Origin of the sequence: Variovorax sp. 770b2, from assembly GCF_900115685.1 — a bacterium.
Classification (GTDB): Bacteria; Pseudomonadota; Gammaproteobacteria; order Burkholderiales; family Burkholderiaceae_C; genus Variovorax.
Genome location: NZ_FOXJ01000001.1, coordinates 741,917 through 759,214, shown reverse-complemented (window position 1 = coordinate 759,214; position 17,298 = coordinate 741,917). Strand labels below are relative to the sequence as shown.

The 17,298-nt window shown below is 64.3% G+C and carries 23 protein-coding genes and 1 pseudogene; 6 read left to right on the top strand and 18 right to left on the bottom strand.

Annotated elements, in window-relative coordinates; genetic code table 11:
- The first annotated feature begins 182 nt into the window (after positions 1 to 182).
- Positions 183 to 1,658 carry an HD domain-containing phosphohydrolase gene (locus BM133_RS03365; RefSeq protein WP_093431638.1) on the top strand — a complete coding sequence of 492 codons (1,476 nt, stop codon included), beginning with the start codon at positions 183 to 185 and terminating at the stop codon, positions 1,656 to 1,658.
- Between the two features lie 34 nt (positions 1,659 to 1,692).
- Here BM133_RS03365 and BM133_RS03360 read toward each other — a convergent pair whose 3' ends face one another.
- Complete coding sequence (locus BM133_RS03360) at positions 1,693 to 2,091, bottom strand: nuclear transport factor 2 family protein (protein WP_093431637.1); 399 nt, start codon at positions 2,089 to 2,091, stop codon at positions 1,693 to 1,695.
- Between the two features lie 217 nt (positions 2,092 to 2,308).
- Here BM133_RS03360 and BM133_RS03355 point away from each other — a divergent pair, with 217 nt between their 5' ends.
- Positions 2,309 to 3,244, top strand: coding sequence for an alpha/beta hydrolase (locus BM133_RS03355; RefSeq protein ID WP_093431635.1), 936 nt, complete (start codon positions 2,309 to 2,311; stop codon positions 3,242 to 3,244).
- Positions 3,245 to 3,397: 153 nt separating this feature from the next.
- Complete coding sequence (locus tag BM133_RS03350) at positions 3,398 to 3,784, top strand: VOC family protein (protein WP_093431634.1); 387 nt, start codon at positions 3,398 to 3,400, stop codon at positions 3,782 to 3,784.
- 37 nt (positions 3,785 to 3,821) lie between these two features.
- Here the strand turns inward: BM133_RS03350 and BM133_RS03345 are convergent, their stop codons facing one another.
- Complete coding sequence (locus tag BM133_RS03345) at positions 3,822 to 4,487, bottom strand: carboxymuconolactone decarboxylase family protein (protein WP_093431632.1); 666 nt, start codon at positions 4,485 to 4,487, stop codon at positions 3,822 to 3,824.
- Between the two features lie 94 nt (positions 4,488 to 4,581).
- A complete protein-coding gene (locus BM133_RS03340; RefSeq protein ID WP_093431631.1) occupies positions 4,582 to 5,073 on the bottom strand; it encodes a (R)-mandelonitrile lyase in 492 nt (163 codons plus the stop codon).
- Positions 5,074 to 5,224: 151 nt separating this feature from the next.
- Here BM133_RS03340 and BM133_RS03335 point away from each other — a divergent pair, with 151 nt between their 5' ends.
- Positions 5,225 to 6,148: a LysR family transcriptional regulator gene (locus BM133_RS03335; protein ID WP_093431629.1), complete on the top strand. Its 924-nt coding sequence runs from the start codon at positions 5,225 to 5,227 to the stop codon at positions 6,146 to 6,148.
- 82 nt (positions 6,149 to 6,230) lie between these two features.
- Here BM133_RS03335 and BM133_RS03330 read toward each other — a convergent pair.
- Positions 6,231 to 6,554: pseudogene (locus BM133_RS03330) on the bottom strand (short-chain dehydrogenase/reductase); the annotation flags it as partial.
- 37 nt (positions 6,555 to 6,591) lie between these two features.
- On the opposite strand from BM133_RS03330, the gene BM133_RS03325 reads away from it, so the two are divergent.
- Positions 6,592 to 7,233, top strand: a complete 642-nt coding sequence (locus BM133_RS03325) for a tRNA-uridine aminocarboxypropyltransferase (protein ID WP_093431627.1) — start codon at positions 6,592 to 6,594, stop codon at positions 7,231 to 7,233.
- On the opposite strand, the gene BM133_RS03320 is transcribed toward BM133_RS03325, so the two are convergent.
- From BM133_RS03320 to BM133_RS03275, 13 genes are all read right to left on the bottom strand, one after another.
- Positions 7,210 to 7,743: an SMI1/KNR4 family protein gene (locus BM133_RS03320; protein WP_093431626.1), complete on the bottom strand. Its 534-nt coding sequence runs from the start codon at positions 7,741 to 7,743 to the stop codon at positions 7,210 to 7,212. The genes BM133_RS03325 and BM133_RS03320 overlap by 24 nt on opposite strands.
- Before the next feature lie 142 nt (positions 7,744 to 7,885).
- On the bottom strand, positions 7,886 to 8,209 hold the full coding sequence (locus BM133_RS34475) for a hypothetical protein (RefSeq protein ID WP_143100070.1): 324 nt from the start codon (positions 8,207 to 8,209) through the stop codon (positions 7,886 to 7,888).
- Between the two features lie 435 nt (positions 8,210 to 8,644).
- Positions 8,645 to 8,992 carry a 4Fe-4S domain-containing protein gene (locus tag BM133_RS34470; RefSeq protein WP_143100069.1) on the bottom strand — a complete coding sequence of 116 codons (348 nt, stop codon included), beginning with the start codon at positions 8,990 to 8,992 and terminating at the stop codon, positions 8,645 to 8,647.
- A 112-nt stretch (positions 8,993 to 9,104) separates the two neighbouring features.
- Entirely contained in the window at positions 9,105 to 9,455 is a 351-nt protein-coding gene (locus tag BM133_RS03305) for a hypothetical protein (RefSeq protein ID WP_143100068.1), read from the bottom strand.
- A gap of 48 nt (positions 9,456 to 9,503) precedes the next feature.
- A complete protein-coding gene (locus BM133_RS35720; protein WP_371286327.1) occupies positions 9,504 to 9,800 on the bottom strand; it encodes an ankyrin repeat domain-containing protein in 297 nt (98 codons plus the stop codon).
- 174 nt (positions 9,801 to 9,974) lie between these two features.
- Positions 9,975 to 10,496, bottom strand: a complete 522-nt coding sequence (locus BM133_RS03295) for a GNAT family N-acetyltransferase (RefSeq protein ID WP_093431618.1) — start codon at positions 10,494 to 10,496, stop codon at positions 9,975 to 9,977.
- Positions 10,497 to 10,556: 60 nt separating this feature from the next.
- Complete coding sequence (locus BM133_RS34465; RefSeq protein ID WP_143100066.1) at positions 10,557 to 10,931, bottom strand: DUF6896 domain-containing protein; 375 nt, start codon at positions 10,929 to 10,931, stop codon at positions 10,557 to 10,559.
- An 89-nt stretch (positions 10,932 to 11,020) separates the two neighbouring features.
- On the bottom strand, positions 11,021 to 11,317 hold the full coding sequence (locus BM133_RS34460) for a hypothetical protein (RefSeq protein WP_143100065.1): 297 nt from the start codon (positions 11,315 to 11,317) through the stop codon (positions 11,021 to 11,023).
- Between the two features lie 72 nt (positions 11,318 to 11,389).
- A complete protein-coding gene (locus tag BM133_RS34455) occupies positions 11,390 to 11,776 on the bottom strand; it encodes a hypothetical protein (RefSeq protein ID WP_143100064.1) in 387 nt (128 codons plus the stop codon).
- A 38-nt stretch (positions 11,777 to 11,814) separates the two neighbouring features.
- On the bottom strand, positions 11,815 to 12,213 hold the full coding sequence (locus BM133_RS03285; RefSeq protein WP_093431615.1) for an SMI1/KNR4 family protein: 399 nt from the start codon (positions 12,211 to 12,213) through the stop codon (positions 11,815 to 11,817).
- 140 nt (positions 12,214 to 12,353) lie between these two features.
- On the bottom strand, positions 12,354 to 12,977 hold the full coding sequence (locus tag BM133_RS34450; protein WP_143100063.1) for a hypothetical protein: 624 nt from the start codon (positions 12,975 to 12,977) through the stop codon (positions 12,354 to 12,356).
- Between the two features lie 88 nt (positions 12,978 to 13,065).
- Positions 13,066 to 13,413 carry a hypothetical protein gene (locus BM133_RS03280; RefSeq protein ID WP_093431614.1) on the bottom strand — a complete coding sequence of 116 codons (348 nt, stop codon included), beginning with the start codon at positions 13,411 to 13,413 and terminating at the stop codon, positions 13,066 to 13,068.
- A 437-nt stretch (positions 13,414 to 13,850) separates the two neighbouring features.
- A complete protein-coding gene (locus tag BM133_RS03275; RefSeq protein WP_143100062.1) occupies positions 13,851 to 16,013 on the bottom strand; it encodes an FG-GAP repeat protein in 2,163 nt (720 codons plus the stop codon).
- A gap of 281 nt (positions 16,014 to 16,294) precedes the next feature.
- Here BM133_RS03275 and BM133_RS03270 point away from each other — a divergent pair, with 281 nt between their 5' ends.
- Positions 16,295 to 16,804 (top strand): DUF2867 domain-containing protein, encoded by a 510-nt coding sequence (locus BM133_RS03270; protein ID WP_093431611.1) that lies wholly within the window; start codon positions 16,295 to 16,297, stop codon positions 16,802 to 16,804.
- On the opposite strand, the gene BM133_RS03265 is transcribed toward BM133_RS03270, so the two are convergent.
- Positions 16,801 to 17,238: an ester cyclase gene (locus BM133_RS03265; protein WP_093431609.1), complete on the bottom strand. Its 438-nt coding sequence runs from the start codon at positions 17,236 to 17,238 to the stop codon at positions 16,801 to 16,803. The genes BM133_RS03270 and BM133_RS03265 overlap by 4 nt on opposite strands.
- Between the last annotated feature and the right edge of the window lie 60 nt (positions 17,239 to 17,298).

Genomic DNA, 17,298 nt, shown 5'->3' with positions numbered 1-17,298 from the left:
GAAAAAGAACAGGAAGAAGAGGAAGAAAAGTCGTCGCCCCTCCAGCGAGGCGGGTGCAGGCAATTCTGTGGAATCAGCACCCATCGCGGTATCGGTCGAATGACCGACAAGGCCCGAAAGACTGTGCGATGCTGGGCTTTTGCCGGCCGTCCCCTCTCCCCCCTCTCCCTCCTTTCCCGCCCATGCCCGACGACTCGACCATTGCCGTTTTCGACGCCATCCGCGCGCTCGCCTTCATCGGCGACCTGAGCATGGGCCAGCCCACCGACCATTCGCTGCGCACCGCGTGGCTCGCGGGAATGATCGCGAGCCAGGCGCGCTGCGACCCCTCGCAGGTCGAGGCCGCCCGGCACGTCGCGCTGCTGCGCTGGTCGGGCTGCACGGCCAATGCGCAGGAGTTCGCGGACTTCCTGGACGACGACGTGCAGGGCCGGCAAGCGCTTCTTGCATCGCAGAAGCCGCGCGCCAAGCTGCAGCAACCGCGCACCGCAGCGATCCCCAACGCGATGCTCGCCATGGCCAGCATCCATTGCGAAATCGCCGGCGACATCGCGAACACGCTGGGCCTCGGCTCCGACACCGAAGCGGCGCTGCGCGCCATCTTCGAGACCTACGACGGCGGCGGCGTGCCCGGTCTTCTGCAGGGCGATGCCGTGCCGCTCGCGACCTACGTCGTGGCGCTGGCGAGCGACCTGGAAATCTTCAGCCGCCTCTACGGCCTGGACGAAGCGCTCACGCTGGCGCGCGGTCGCGCGGACAGCGTGTACCCCGGCGCGCTGGTCGATGCCTGCGCACCGTGGGTCCCGGCCTGGATGGCCACGCTGGATGCCCCCACGCCGCCGTGGACCGCCGTGGCCGACCAGCCCGCATCGATGCTCAACCGCGTGGGGCTGGAGCTCGTGGGCGACGTGATCGATCTGAAGCTGCCCTGGATGACGGGTTACTCCCGCCGCGTGGCGCAACTGGCGCGCGATGGCAGCGCGCGCGCGGGCCTCGATGCGGCGCTCTGCCACCGCACGTACAAGGCCGGGTTGATCCACGGCATCGGGCGGGCGTCGGTGCCCAACGCGATCTGGAACGCGCCCGAGCCGCTGCCGGCAGCCTCGCTCGAACGCCTGCGCCTCGTGCCGTACTGGACCTCTCGCGCCGCCGGGCAGATCGACGGGCTCGCGCCCGAAGCGGAAATCGCATCCTTCGCTTTCGAGCGGCGCGATGGCTCGGGGTATTTCCGCGGCCGCTCGGGGACGGCGATGCCGGTGGAAGGGCAATTCGTGGCGGCCGCCGAGCAGTGGGTTTCGCTTCGCACGCGCCGTCCGTGGCGGGCGGAGTTCACCGAAGCAGAGGCGCTCGACCGCATGAAGCAGGACGCGGAGGCGGGCCGCTTCGACCCGCACGTTGTCGATGCGTTGCTTGCCGTCGCGATGTCGCATGCGCCCTTGAAGCCCGCGGTGCCGGCGCGCGGCGAGCAGTCGTTGTCGGAGCGCGAGCTGGAGGTTCTGCGCTGCATCAGCAAGGGCGAGAACACCAAGGAAGTCGCTCGTGCGCTGGGCATCAGCCCGCGCACGGTGCGAACGCATGTGGAGCGCGTGTTCATCAAGCTCGAATGCTCGACGCGCGCGGCCGCGACGTTGAAGGCGTCGACGCGCGGGTTGATCTAGCCGCGCGCCGCGAAGTGGTGGGCCGCCCGGTCGATCACTTCGCTTGCGCGACCCCCTGCGCGACCCACTGCGCGCGCCACGCAGGCGCATCGAACGGATCGGCAAAGTACTGCGTCTCGCGCGCCACCTTGTCACCGCGAAACTCCATGATGCTCACGGTGAAGGCGCTCTTGCCCGCGTAGTCGATCTGGTACTCGGTGACCCACACGCTGCCCTCCCCCGTGATCCGCCGCACCGCGAACCCCGAGGGCTTGCCGGGGTGGTGGCTGCGAAGCGCCTGCAGGTTGCGGCGACCGTGGATGACCTCGCCCGACTGCGGGTACGTGCACACGGCATCGTCGTGATAGATCTCGTGCTCGGCAGCCTGGTCGCCCGCGGCGGAGGCGAGCCAATGGCGATCGAGTGCCGAGCGGATGTTCTGCTGCGTTTGCATGGTCGATCTCCATGGGGTTCGGTGCGTGCGGCACTCACGCAACGCGTGAAGTGAAAGACCGGCGCCGGCCGGCTCCGCAGTCTATGCGCGCGGCCCGCGGGACGCATTGAAACGAATATTTCACTTGCCAACTACCGCGCTTTCACGGACCGTTCAGGGATCGCATGGCACCCTTTTCCGAAGGGGCCAGCGCGACCCTCACAACCTGGAAGCTGCAATGCCGAATGGACGATTGGTGTGCCGGTTCCTCTCCACCGTGGGGTGGGTGGTGCTGCTGGCGGCGGCCGCGTTCGAAGGCGGCGGCGCGGGGGCGGACAGCGGCGGCCTGGCGGCGCTCGTGCCTGTGGTGCCCGTTGCGCCCGTCGTTCCTGTCGTTCCTGTCGTTCCTGTGGTGCCCGCCGATCCCGCACCATCGGCGGCCGCAACCAAGGCGACGAGCCGCGTCGTCGCAGGCAGCATCACCTCGGCCAGGACGGGTGCCACGTATCCGCTCGATATCTACCTGCCGGCCTCGTACGACGGCGGCTCGGTGGCCGCGTACCCGGTTATCTACGCGATGGATGGCGATGCGGTCTTCAACGCGCCCGGCACGCGCTTCGAGAACTTCGAGCGCATCCTGGAGAAGCGGCATGCGCAGGCCATCCTCGTGGGCATCGGCGGCACCGCACGCCGCGAGCAGGACTACCTCTTGCCCGGCGCCCGTGCGTACCACGACTTCCTCACGCAGGAGCTGGTGCCGTTCATCGAAGCGAGGTACCGCGCCGATGCGCACAAGCGCATGCTCACGGGCCTCTCGTGGAGCGGGAGCATGACGGGCCTGGCGCTCTTCATGGAGGCGGCGAGCGGCACGCTCACGTTCTCGCACTTCCTCGCGTTCGAGGCCTCGTTCGATTCGCAGGAGGCAGAGAACAACGCGCTGGAGCAACGGATGTTCGATGCCTGGGGCCGCAACAAGCCCCTGCCCGCCACGCTGGTGCTCACGCGCTGCGACAGCCCGAGGGACTGCAACTTCGGCAACGTGAACGACATGTACAAGCGGCTGCGGTCGCGTGGCTATCCGCAGTTCGTGATGACGGAGACCACGTACATCCAGACGCACCCCGGCACCGACGTGGCGTCGTTCGCCGACGTGGCAGCCAGGCTCTTTCCGTAGCCGCCGTCCTAGCGCAAGTGAGTGGCATCGCGCCCAGGCGGAGGGGATGGCATCGCGCGAGGCGTCGGCGTAAGCTGATTGCCGGCCGGCCAGCCAAGGTGATGCACGCCAAGCGGCCACCGCTGCGCGCCGACTTGTGCGAAAGGACCTCCCATGTTGTCCGACTCGTCCGTCACGACCATGCTCCCCGTCAAGGACATGGAGCGCGCCCGCGCCTTCTACGAAGGGTGCCTCGGCCTGAAGCCCGGGGGCCTCAAGCCCGACGGCAAGTTCGTCTACGCGGTGGGGGGCAGCACGCTGTCGCTCTTTCCCAAACCCGAAGGCACCAAGGCCGACCACACGGCGATCAGCTTTCGGGTCGATGACATTGCAGCGAGCGTCGCGAACCTGAAGCGCGCGGGGGTGGTGTTCGAGGACTACGACTATCCCGAGCTCAAGACCGTCGACCATGTGTGCGTGCTGGGGTCGGAGAAGGCGGCGTGGTTCAAGGACACGGAGGGGAACTACCTCTGCATTCACGAGGACTTGGCCGAGGCTTAGGAGCGGCAGGGCCTGGGCCCCGCGTTTCAGCAGCGTCTCAACTTCCGGGGCGCGCCGAGAGTTGGCGCACGAGGGCCTCGGCCGCCCTGCGCCCCGCCCCTGCATCCACGCGCTGCGCGAGCACCTGCGTCAACTGGTCGAGCTGGGCCGCGGTGATGCCCACGTTCATGCCGATGCGCATGTGCGACTGGAGTTGCGATTCGGCACCCGGCAGCGCCGACAACATGCCGACCGTGGCGAGCTCGCGGCTCTGCCAGTCGAGGTTGTCGCGCTCGAACACATCGCCGAAGAGATGCGTCTTCAGGTACTCGTCGATGGCCGGCGCAAAGTCGAACAACGGGCCCTTCACCGGCCCGCCGGAGAGCTTCGTCTGGTTGGCCGTGCCGGCGGCCAGCAGCGCGTCGCCCTTGGGTATGGGACGCGAGGGCGCCTGCCCTTGCGCGTCGTGGAAGCCGCGCTGCTTGCGGGCATCCGCCACCTTCATCAACTCGCCCAGCGCGTTGAGGCTGCGCGGGAAGCCGGCGTAGGCATACAGCTGCACCAGGATTTCTCTCGCGTCGTTGACGGTCAGGCCCGCATCGAGTCCCTGTTCGAGCGCGGGGCCCAGGCGGGCAATGTCGCCGGCCGCTGCGAATGCCGCAATGGGAACGATGGATTGCTGACGCAACGAGAGCGTCTCGGAGGCTGTGTGCGTGGTGGTCATGTGGCTGGTGGTGGATTCGTTGGAAGAAGGACTGGCATGGCACGGCGCTGCGGCCAGGCACACGGCCAGGGCCAGCGCGCCGGCCTTGCGGCGTTCAGCGTTGGTTGTATTGCGCATCGGTGACCTTCTCCATCCATTCGACGTTCTTGCCGTCCACGGTGCCGGTGACGGCCAAGTGGACGAGTGCCGTGAAGGGCGCAGCGCCGTGCCAGTGCTTGACGCCGGGCGGGCACCAGACGACATCGCCGGGGCGGATTTCCTGCACGGGCTTGCCCCACTCCTGCGTCAGCCCCACGCCCGACTGCACCACCAGCCGTTGCCCCGCCGGGTGCGTGTGCCACGCGGAGCGGGCGCCGGGCTCGAAGGTCACGAGGCCGCCCGAGGCGTTGAGGGTTTCGGTGGCGGGCCAGACCGGGTCCACGCGAACGCGGCCCGTGAAGTATTCGGCGGGGCCGGCCGCGGAGGCCTGGCTGCCGGCCCTGGCGATCTGTTGCGCCGCTCCTGGCGCGGACGCAGGTTCGGCGCCTGCGCCGAGGGAATTCAGCGCCGCGAGGTAGAGCGCGGCTTTCAGCGGTCGGATGCACATGATGGGTCAACTCCTGGTGGTCGATGCGGAAGAAAAATGCGCCGTTGCAGGTAGTGCAACAGGCGGATGCATCAACTTTATGGACGCAGCGGTCGGTTGAGAAGAGAGCAGAATCGGGATGCTTATGTGAACTGGGCTCACCAATACAAGCATGGCCAAAGAGAACCTCAACGACCTCCAGGCGTTTGTCGTCGTCGCGCGCGAACGCAGCTTCACCCGCGCCGCCGCGCAGATCGGCGTGTCGCGCTCAGCGCTCAGTCATTCCATGCTGGCGCTGGAGGCACGGCTGGGCGTGCGCCTCTTGACGCGCACCACGCGCAGCGTTTCAGTGACGGATGCGGGCGCCCGGCTCCTCGCCACGCTGGCACCCCGGCTGCAGGACATCGAGCGCGAGCTCGAGGCCCTTACCGCGATGCGCGACAAGCCGGCCGGCACGGTGCGTATCACCGCGCACGACCACGCGATTGCCACCGTGCTGTGGCCGAGGCTGCAGCCTCTTCTGGCGCAGTACCCGGACATCGAGGTGGAGTTCAGCGTCGACTATGCGTTCACCGACATCGCCGCCCAGCGATTCGATGCCGGCGTGCGCGTGGGCAACCGCGTGGACAAGGACATGGTGGCCGTGCCGATCGCGCCGCCGCTGCGCATGGCGGTGGCGGCCTCCCCCGAATACCTCGAAGGCAAGGCCTTGCCCATGAAGCCCGAGGACCTCACGGCGCACCGCTGCGTGAACCTGCGGCTTCCGACGCACGGCGGCCTCTACGCATGGGATTTCGAGAAAGGCAACAAGGAGATCAGCGTGCGTGTGCGAGGCCAGACGGTGTTCAACAACACCTTCCTGATGCTGCGCGCGGCCCTGGACGGCATGGGCTTCGCTTACGTGCCGTTCGACATCATGGAGCAGCACATCGCGGATGGCCGGCTGGTTCCGGTGCTGCAGGACTGGTGGCCGACCTACCCGGGCTATCACCTCTACTACGCCAATCGGCGGCAGCTCGCGCCTGCGCTTGCACTGGTCATCGAAGCCTTGAGGTACCGGGCGCCTTCGCCCAGGTCACCCAGGCGCACGCGGTGACTGCACTGCATGGCAAGCGCTGCCGGAGTAGATCCCGCGCAGCGCTGCACGCGAAGGCGCATCGATCGGCGCGTTTCGCCAGTCACTTCGCCGCGACCTCCGCCGCCCACGCCTTTGCATCCACACCGGCCGGAATCTGCATCGGGCACGAGGGATCGGTCGCCGCGCGCCACACGGCCTCGGCGACATCCAGCGGGCGGGTCTTCGGGCCCGTGGTGCCGCCCAGCCGTGCCATCGTTTCCTTCACGAGGTCCGCATAGGCCGGGTGATCGAAGCCGTGGATGCGGCGCTGCGCGTTGTCGCGAAAGCGGGTCTCGGGCGACCGGCCCGGCAGCACGAGGCGCGCGCGCACGCCGAACGGTGCGAGCTCCACCGCCATCGCCTCGGTGAACGCGTTGACGGCCGAGGACTGCTCTTGCTCTTGGTGAGGTCAAAATCCAGCCATGTCCGCCGCTTTAGTCCCACGCCCCCAGTGCACCGCTTGCCTGCGCCCGCTCAGCGCCTGCATCTGCCGTTGGGTCGCGCCCACCGCCCACGCGGTGGAGGTACTGGTGCTGCAGCACCCGCAGGAGGTACACCAGGCCAAGGGCAGTGCCCGCCTGCTGCACCTCAGCTTGGCGCACTGCCGCCTGGTGGTGGGTGAGGCATTTGCCGTGCCAGTCTGGCCGGCGGACGGCAAGCACACGCTGCTGCTGTACCCGGACAGTCTGCAAGATACCGCCCCGGACCTGCGGGTCCCACCCCCGCTACCGCCCGAGTGGACGCAAGCCCAGTCGCGCCTGCGCCTGATCGTGCTGGACGGCACCTGGCGCAAAAGCCGAAAGATGCTCTACCAAAGCCCGCCACTGCAACAGTTGCCCCGCTTGGCCCTGCGCAACCTGCCGCCTTCGCACTACCGTATCCGCAAAGCCCATGGGCCCGATCAACTGTCCACGCTGGAGGCGACCTGCTACGCCTTGTGCCAACTGGAAGGCGGTGCAGCGCGGTTCCAGCCCTTGTTGGATGCCTTCGACGGGTTTGTGGCGTACTTGGAGCAGGCTGGCGGGCAGTCGAAGTTTTCCTCACGCAGGGTGCGGCTCAAATGAGCCAATTCCTGAAGCGAAATACGGAGGTAAGGCCGAGGTCTTGAGTTGGCCGGTCAATCCTCGCGCGAGAAACTGCGACATGCTCATCTTGAAGTGCTCGGGCGAATCCCTACGTGGCACCGTGACGACTTCCCACAAACCGCTCGCGCCGACGGTGCTCCAGCAGAACACATCTCCTTCATTCGAAACAGCCCATGGCAGGAGGCCGCCTGGTTCAAAGAAGAGCGGGAACGGGAAGTCCTCGGGATAGCTGCTCCGGAGTTCGCGTAGTGCCGAGAGCTGGGCGAACACTTGATCCAGTAGGTTCACATGTGGGTTCGCGCTGAAAGGGTTGAGAACGGTCAGAAATCCGTTAATGGTCCCTGAGCCATAGTGGTCAACGAACTGCATGTAGTCGGTGGGCAATGGCCCGCCAAGCTTGGACGTCACGGTGCCCCATTCGGGCGCCGTGCCTTGCTCCCTGGGCTGGGCGGGGCGCGGGAGCAGACCGAAGAGTTCGTCAATGACCATGGGAGTGCGGCCGATGCCGATTTTTTGACTGGATTCCGGCCGAGGGCCTGAACGTCCGGTGTTGGCCGACTGTAGCCAGTGGCGCATGTGTCGCGAAGGCCCTAAGCCGAAGTTCACTCTTCTCCGAAACAGACCTTGTGTTTTATGTGGAGATTTTGGTCAGGAGGTCCGAGCGCACCTCCTCCTGCGTGAAGGCTCTCAGAATCACGTCTTTGGGGTCGACCGCACCTTCAGCCCGTGCCAAATCTATCCTGGCAATCTGCTCTGGAGACAGAAAGGGACCCTTCAGAGCAAAGGCAACGCTCGTTATCTGAGTACGTCGAGCAAGGAAAGCATGCATCTGCGCGAAGGTAAGTCCAATCGAATGACCGGCTGCTACTTCAGCTGCAACGTGCACTGTGAGGCCAAAACCTGCGCCCACATTAACCGCCGTTTTGAATTCCGCAAAGTATTCTTCAAGGTCCATTATGTGTCCGGTTCTGGCCGCATCCTGCCAGACAGGCGGTGCCGGCGGCACCCTTTAAGCCATGTCAGCAGCCATCCGCATGGCGCTGAATGCAATGTACTCGTTCGTGTACGTTGGCCCGTCTGCCTCAGGGCCAGCGAGCCACTCGTCTAATGCGTCGTCGTGCTCGACAATCGCACGGCGGAGCCGAGATACCTCGTCCGGCGAAGCAAGCTTCAAAGCCCGAAGACGCTCCCCGTCGTCGGTCACCCCAAACTGCATCACCAAGTCTGACAAGGGGAGCAGGCGATGGTGCAAGTGGCTAGGAATGTTTTGGGGATTCAGCATCGCAAGTCTGGTTTGCTTCGATTGTTACCGGTGCCAAGGCGGTGTTCACGCGCTTTCCTGAGCTGAGGCCAGGGGACCGCTTTTAGCCGTATCCAGCAGTGATGTCACCTACTTCAGCCCAGAGCGATCAGCTTTGACTTCATCGCTAAGAGATTTCAGGTCCCTAGGCAAATGATCACACTGATCGCCTTCGCCAACACCAATGAGACGAATCTGCACGACACGATTCTTACCCTTGTAACGAATGCAATCCACATCTTGAACGGTGAGTGCGCCAATCATCTGCCACATCTCTTTGGCCGACGAAGGCTGCCGTTTCACGTAGCAATGCCCGTCGGGGGCATACGCAAAAAGTTCAGGCGCCTCCGTCATTGGCATTCCACATGACAAACAGCAGCCGTCCTCCACGTAAAAATCGCCCGGCACGTTCTCCGGGAAGGGAGTTTTTTCGGACATCCGGTATTCCTCGAATTAAGTTTGAACGCAGAAAAGCCGACGCTAGCGTTTGACTGCTTCTGGCCGAATTTTTCCCCACGGCGCGACTGACCGGTCGTGGCCGAAGTGAGCCTTACACGATCCGAGGAGCGCCGGACGTGCAATCGTCGTGGCATTGCCCCCAAAGGATAAAACCAAGCGTTGTTCGCACTGCATTTGCCATAGCTACGGTAGCAACTTCGTCTTTCGCATAGGGCGTCTCGTTTTCGAAGATGCCGGCCGCCATGTGGAGCTGCTTAAGGACGCTTCGGGGCAGTTGTTCTCGCCCTTTCAAGAGCCTCGCCATTTCACGCATGTGTACTTCTGCCTTCGCAAAGGCATCGGTTCGGAGTTCCTTCAGCTCTTGAATCTGGTTAACTGCGTCGAATAGATGCCGACTCATCTCGTTTGCGGTGTGCTCGAACTCAGGGCTTTCGCCGTCCATATTCAGGTCCTTGTTGTCTGCGCCATGGCCCCTTGGCAGCACTCGGTGCTAGCCGAATTCTGACGTTGGTGCCAACGTCCGGTTGTGGCCGTTACCAGGCGACCGGGGTTTTGCCAACTCGTCCTCGATGCTTGGATTAGCGCCAGCGCCGACTAGGACAGGCGCGACTTCTCTAGAAGCCGCATAGTGAAGCGGGGTGTAGCCCATGTCACCGATGGCGTTGACGTTCGCGCCCGCCTTGAGAAGCAACTGCACCGCACGAGCGTCGCCTCGATGTGCCGCCATATGCAAGCATGTATCGTTGTCGGGTGAACGGTATGCAAGCGGGTTGATGGGAGCATTCACATCGCCCGCCTCGTAGTTCAGCACATCCGCGAATGCCCGCGCCAAATAGGCTGTCTCATCAGCACAAAGGCATTCACCATTCAAAGTCGTTCTCCAATGACCGCATCTGGCCGACTGCAGCCAGTCACGATACCGTAACGAACGGTCCCTGCCTCCCCCCGAGCAGCCACTGCGTCACTTCAGGCTTCGGGTGGCAGATCCAACAGCCAGGCTCATCGGCTGCACCATGAGGCCGGAGCTTTCCCGCAGCGGCTCCATTTCCCCTGCGGGGCGAAACCCACATGCCAGATACAGGCGCATCGCGGGCGTTTCTGCTGCGGTGACACCCAGATTAATTTGACGCGCGCCGACGCGCTCGGCCCAATCGATGGCCCCTTCTAGCAGGGCACGTCCCGCTCCCATTCCGCGAGATGCTGCATCGACCCACGTCTGAAAAACATTCGTAGCCCTCGGCTCGGCGGTCGACAACTTGCACCACACGAGACCACAAACGCTCTCGCCAGCGCGTGCGAAAAGGATGCGGTCCCGACCGGAGGAGGTCGCAGCAGCGATCCTGGCCGCCCAATTGGCGTCCGTTCTATCGGCCTCTTCTTCATAGGTGCTGCCAAAGGCATTCGGCGAATCAAGCAGCGCCTGAAGGCGTACATCCCGATAAGCTCGCCATTCGTTCGGTTCTGCGGGTCGAATAGAAATCACAACATCAATTTCTCTGTTGAAAGCACCCCAAGCCTACTTTGAGGCCTGCTTGAGTGACCACTAGACAAGTCTGCTTGTGGCCGAGGGCTGTCGACCTATCGATGCTCGGTAAAGCAAAGACTCAGCCTCGTCATAGCGCAAAGGCTGACCCTTCGATTCGGCAAATTGCTGTACTCGCCAAGGATCAATTACCTCCGGATCGCTGACTACCGTGTGCATGTCGACGACGAGGTGGGGCACTGGTGCTTGTCGGGTGAAGACCACGCCAGACCCGTGTTTCTGGGCCGCCCAATGCTCGCCGTGAACTTCGAGATCTTCAGCTATCTGAACGCCAAGAAGCCATTTGCTCCCTTGCACCTCGGGATAACGCTGCAGCAGCGCCGCACTGAGCCTTCGCTGACACTCGAGCAGTTCTTGTATCAGGTCATCATTCATAGGTTGGTGGGGCGATGGGTTGAGCGTCTGGTTCTGGCCGATGGCCATCGTCCTAACGAAGACGCCAACTGCCCGAGGGAGAGGATATTTCAATCCTCGTCCTGGGGCGGTGCTGGTTCGACAACCCATTGCTCTTGAGGCCCCGCGCGAGTGGCCTGAAATCCGGGCACAAGGTCTGCGAGCTCAACTATTCCAGGGTCGATTTCCAGAACATGGCCTAGACCAGCAAGCGCAAGGTCTTCCAGGTCCTCGCTGACCCCGTCCAGGAACTGCCATCCGTGATCATCCTCGTCATGTGAAACAAGCAGGATCGGTCTGCTGCGATTCAAGACGCTTTTCGAGAAGACGGTTGCGCAGTTTCGGGGCTGGTCGAATGGCCATTTCATGGTGTCGCTGGTATGTCCTGGTAGGGCTGACGTAGCTCCAAATGACCGCTTCTGGCCGGATGCGATCTTTTTCTACTGCCGGTTTTTCTCGAGGCTGTCGGCTTGGACGCGCGCGATATCCCCAAAGGCTTTCCAAGGGCATGAGCTGGCAAAAGATCGCAATGCCGAGATCGCGGCCTGCAAGTTTCCTTCGGACCGTTGGTCGTCCGCATGTATTAGCGCTTCACCGAGGGCTCGATTCCACCCACGTTGGTTGGCCCTGAGCTCGAGGACCGTCGTCGCAAACTCGGCGGGTGGTTGGTTATCCGGTGGCACGTGGCCCGGCAGGCTCGCAGTCACAAACTTCTTGAACCTCGTGCGGTTGACGTCAGTCGCTTGCTGGACAAGCTCCTCGACAGGCAGCTTTGCCAAATCATGGAACCATTCCACCTCGTTGTGTGGCGCTGCTTCTTGGCTCATCGTGCGGCTTCTCTAATCGGAGTGACTGGTTCTGGCCGTTATGAACCGGCGGCCACAAGGCCTGCGAAGTCGTCGGCGACGCGGATCAACTCGCACGTCTCATGACGCCAGATAAAGACCTCCGGACCAAGCCCTTGTCCATCCGCGAGAAAGACTAGCTGGTCACCTTCGCCGTTGCCGCCCAGTGGTACGGCGGCGGAGGGAAATCCACGCCAAGCTCTTGCACGCTTTGTCTCGGGCACGACGCCATTGAGGGTGCGGGCGAGCCGCTTACTCTCGGAATCGTCCGTGATGGGATACAGGTCCCAGTCGTCGCTCTCGGTTGCGACCGCGCCTCCGTTGCTTCTCATCATGGCTAGGCGGTACGACGTCGGCAAGCTGACGCCCAACGCCTGCTCCGCGGCCTGCACGTAGCGCTCATCCAAATCGAACGGCATCAAATCCCTTTCATTGAGAACTTGGGCTGAAGGTCGGCTTTTGGCCGACTGTAGCCGCACGAGCTGTTGAGGCAAAGGGTCCGAACCGGCCCTTCAATGCGCCCGAAAGCGGGCGCTCGACCGGTCGATTCGAGAACAAGCTATTGCCTGTATGACGGTGGTGCGCGGAAAACCCCATCAATCACAGTCTTGAATCGCTCACTCGTCGGTGGCTGATAGAGGATAGGACTCTCGAAATCCGCGAGCGCGCCAACAAGCCCAGCTGCGATGCCCGCTCCCACGCCAACTTGCAGAGGAGGCATCGCCGGTGGGGTACTTTGGAGGGCGATTGCTGTCGCTGTATCGGTACCGTCTTCGCGAACCGAACTACCCTTTGTCGCCAGCTCTCTCCTCTGCGAAAGAGCATCAGCCAGAGTTTTTGCTCTGATCTCTTGATAGCCGTAGTAGAAATAGATCCGAGGCGATTTCGATGAATCCCTGGGCATCCACACACCGCCTCTCAAGAGTGCCAGGTCCGAGCCGAGCATCCACCATACCGAGTGCGAATCTCCGAGATAGAACTGACCGGCCGCGTTTTCCTTCTCGAGGCGATATGTTCCCGACAAGAGATGGACTTCGGCCTCCTTTCCAAAGGCCCCAGGGAACTTGTACGAGGCATCGGTTTCAAGGCTGACGATGCGTGGCGACGTCGTCTTCTGAAGGCTGGAAATTTCAGGTGGAGATGCGCAACCGAGAACCAAGGAACAGACGCTGCTGGCCAGCAAGATTCTCAGAATTCCTATCATCAAAAATCCTTCTTTGTCTTCGTGTATGTCGCGAAGCGAGGCAAGTGAACCCGGCTCATCGCCGGCTTCAATCGCAGGGCTGAAAGCGCTTGCACTCCGCGACGGTGTGGATCGACATGACAGTGTTCTCACCGTCGATGTGCCTGGAGGTGAACCTGACCAACGAGCCCTCGGGAATGTCGGCGACCAGCGCGCGGTCGGGCAGCCTGAATGTCTGCGTTGCGAAGGGAAGCTTGGACCTGGGCAGCAGCTTCAGGCGCACGTAGAGCTTTCCGCCGGGCTCTTCGAACGAGGACGTGAGACGCGCGCGGGTGAATACGGGCGGCGGCTCGTTGGTTTGCGCAGCGGCTGCGCTCATGACGACGATGCTCGTCGTCGCCACCACCCTCACGGTTCTGCACCAAGCGTTCGACATCGTTTCTCCTCCGGGTATTCGCGGCCCGATCGGTCGCATTCTGCATGGCCTCTCAACGTCAGGACTGGCCGGCAAGCGACTTTCGTGGACTGTCTGCAGCCGGCCGACTTCAACGCGACGAAGAACGTGCGGATGATGGCCACGGCGCGCTGCTTCTTCGACCCCTGAGCGCATGGCCGGTGCGTGATGGGGAACCGTGGTGACGCGGCCAGCGCGGCGGGCCTGCGAGCCGGTGAACATAGGCCGTTCGGTCGACTTCGTCCGCCAAAAGAACACGATAAGAATCCACACTTTCGGTTTAACCGGAGTGCCGTGATGTCCGTGACCTTCCACGCCTTGTGGGTCGTTGACCTGCAAGGCTCGGCGCTGGTGTTTTCGTGGCGGCGTCCAGACGCGTTCAGTCTCGCCCGGTCGCGCCCAGCCGCAGCGAAGGTCTTCTAGTAGAGGTACGCCGCCCCCCGGTTAACGCTGCTGTTGTCGGCTTGGTCGCCACCGATGCCACTCGCAGCGCTGGCTTCTCCCATCGCCCCCACCGCGATCGTCCGGCCGTCCGCCGTGATGTCGACCACGTCGCCGAACGAATCGCCGCTTCCGGTGTTGGGGGCCTTCAGGTATCTCGTGTGGGCGAACTGCGCACCTGCCAATCGGTACAGGTGAACGGCGCCGGCCGCCAGGGCCGCGCCCTGCGTCGCGTCGGCGTCGACCCCTGTTCCACTGCTCGAGTCGCCGCGCGCGGCGATCGCCATGACGGTGCCGTCCGGCGTGAGCGCCAGGCCGAAGCCGCCGAAAGTGCCATTCAGCGTGGGCTGGGGCGCCGAAATCGTCTGGGCGAGCGCGTAGGTGCCCGCATTGCGCCGGAACACATAGGCGACGCCGGCGCGGCTCACGCCGGCGACCGACGCGTTGCGCGCGCCGATGACCACCGTGTCGCCATCGCCCGAGATGGCGGTGGAGGCCCCGAACAGATCGCCGACCCCGGGCACCGGTGCCTTGAGGTAGGCACGCTTGGTCCACGTGCCCGCGCCCGTGTCGTAGCCATAGACGAATGCGGCGCCGGCATTGGCCATGCTCGTGTCGGTTTCGTCGGTGAGCGAGCCGCTGCCTTCGTACTGCGCGCCCACCACGATCGTGCTGGCATCGGCCGAGATCTTGGCCTGCACGCCGAACAGCCCATTCGGCTGCGAGTGCTCGGGTTCGATGGTGGCCTCTCTCGCCCAGGTGGCGCCTGTCTTGCGGTACACGTGAAAGCTCCCGCCGTTGGGGCTCGTGTACTCGCCGACCACGGCCACCGTGCCGTCCCGCGAGATACCCAGGAACGCGCCGAAGTTGCCGAGGTAGCGAGGCACGGGCGGGTTCCACTCGTCGGCCAGTGTCCAGCCCGATGGGGTCCTGGAGAACACCTGCACCAGGCCCTGGTCGGAAAACGCGGCATCCTGGCCGAACATGCCCACCAGCAAGGTGCCGTCGTCCGAGACGACGGGCCTGGGATAGCTGGCGACCTGGAAGCTCAGCGTTTGCGCCCACTGCCATTGGCCCGCGCTGCGCGTGAACAGTTCCACGGTGGCCGAAGCGCCGACGGCCATGACGCTGCCGTCCGGGGACAGGGCAATGCCCTGACCGAAGTTGCGGATGCCGGTGGCGGCCTCCGGCTTGAAATAGCCGATGGCCCGGTTGCCGTCCGCCGTGACCGGCAGCGACCAGGGGCTGCAGCCATTCGCATTGCAGGCCTGCAGCGCATAGCGCCAGGCGGCCGGCGGCTGCGTCAGTGCCAGCTCCTGCAGCGCATAGGTGGTGCTGCCGAGGTTGTCGGCCAGCACGGTGAAGTTGCCCGTGGCGCCCGGGTCTTCGCCCAGTCGGTAGTAGCTGGCGTTGGCGATGGCCGGCCAGCTGAACAGGAACGACTTGGGCGCGTAGCCCACGGCGGGCGGCGCGGGAATCGGCGGCACTGCCGTCGACGGGTCGGCGGTGCAGAGGGCCACGACCGAGGTGACGGCCGCGTCGACCTGGCCGCTGCCACCGGAGAGCGTGCAAAGCTGCCCGGCCGGTTGCGTGTGCACGGTCACGTCGTACATCGCGCCTTCGGGCAGCGCCTGGGCGAACGCGAAGTTGCCATCGGCCGCGAGGCTCAATGCGTCCGTGCCGTTGTTGCGCAGCACGAGCGTTCCGCCGGCCAGGCCCGAGAGCGTGCCGCCCACCGTGTGGGTGACGGCCGCGCACGCCACGCGCACGTCCGTGACGTTGGCCGTGGCCGTGCCCTGGCCCGCGCTCACCGCACAGGTCTGGCCCTCGGGCTGCCGGGCGATGCTCACTGCGTAGGGGTTGCCGGCCGTCACCGGGTCGGCGAAGCCGAAGGCGCCATCGGCCTGGAGCGTGAGATCGCCCTTGCCGTTGTTGCGCAGCACCAGCGTGCCGCTCAGGCCCGAGACACTGCCGCCGATGGTGAAGCTCGTGGCCGGCGCGATGGGCAGCAAGCCGATGCCGCCGCTGCCGCCTCCTCCGCCTCCGCCTCCGCCTCCGCCGCCGCATGCTGCCAGCACCAGTGCGGACAGCCACACCGCATTCCATGCAGCAAGGCGCTGCAGACTTCTCAGTTGAATCACAAACCCACCCGTCTCGTTAGTTGCGAGATGCTATGCAGCCGGGCAGGCACTGCCAATCCCAAGAAACTGGTAGCCGCAGGAGTGCAGCACCCATTCGCGCGAGCCCCTTCGAGCTGGAAACCGTGGGCGGATGGGTGCGGCGCAAGGTCGTGCCACGGGGAGTCAATCCAGGGCTGGCTATGATGCAGCGCCCCCTGCAGGCCCTGCCAACTTGCCAATGGGAGGCATCTCGCTCCCTGTGCTTGCACCATTGCGACCCCCATCATCCAGGACCTGAACGCATGACCAAAGCGCACGCCGTTCCCATGCCCAGCAACAGCGTGCTTGCGCCGCTTTACGCAGGCGCGGACCTCCTGGACGCCTTTGCAATTCGATTGCCCGCACACGCCAGCGATGACCTGGAGGTGCTGGCACGCGCCGCGCTGGAGCGACAGGCCTGGTGGATTCGTGCGCTCACACGGGCCCGCGACGTGGTGATGGCGCCCGTCGGCGTCAAGTCGTCGCGCGCGGTCGGCCTTGCCGCCGCGGCGCGGGGGCCGGTCATCGGTTTCTTCCCGGTGCTGTCGAAGAGCGCGACGGAGCTGGTCGTGGGCGAGGATGACCGGCATCTGGACTTCCGCGTCACCCTGCAAGTTCGCACCGATGCAGCCAATGGGCGCGAGCTGGTCGCGGGGACGGTGGTGCATTGCCACAACCGCCTCGGGCGCATCTATCTTGCGACGATTTCGCCGTTTCATCGCCTGATCGTGCAGGCGAGCCTGGAACGGGCGGTGAGAACAATGAAGATTTAAGCAGGCAGACCTGGCACCACCAACCCCAGTTGCATGGCCAGGCCCAGGCGATCCACCATCGGCCAGTACGCGGCAATCTTTCCATCTTTCAGCTGGTAGATCACGATGGCGGTCTGCTGAACGGGCTTGTGGGTCGGGGCCGCCCCAGCCCAGAACCCGGAGTGCGTGCCGCGCATGGTCCAGCGGACGACCACTCGATCGCCTCGCGCGATGATGTCTTCGATCTCGAAGACCATGGGATCGAATGCCGCATGGAGCGGGCGAATGATGGCCAGGAACCCTTCCACTCCCCGTCCGCCGGGAGCTTCGAGCGAAGGGGCGATGAGGGCCTCGGCGACCGAAAAATTCTTCTGGTTCAGGCACTCCTCATAGAGTTTCATGACCACGGCTGCGTTGGCATCCGCCCTGTCGAACATCTCTTCGGATCCGTTCATCGTTGCGCTCCTTGCTGTCGATCGAGGCGACTATAGAGACCATGGCGCTACAGTGCGCGC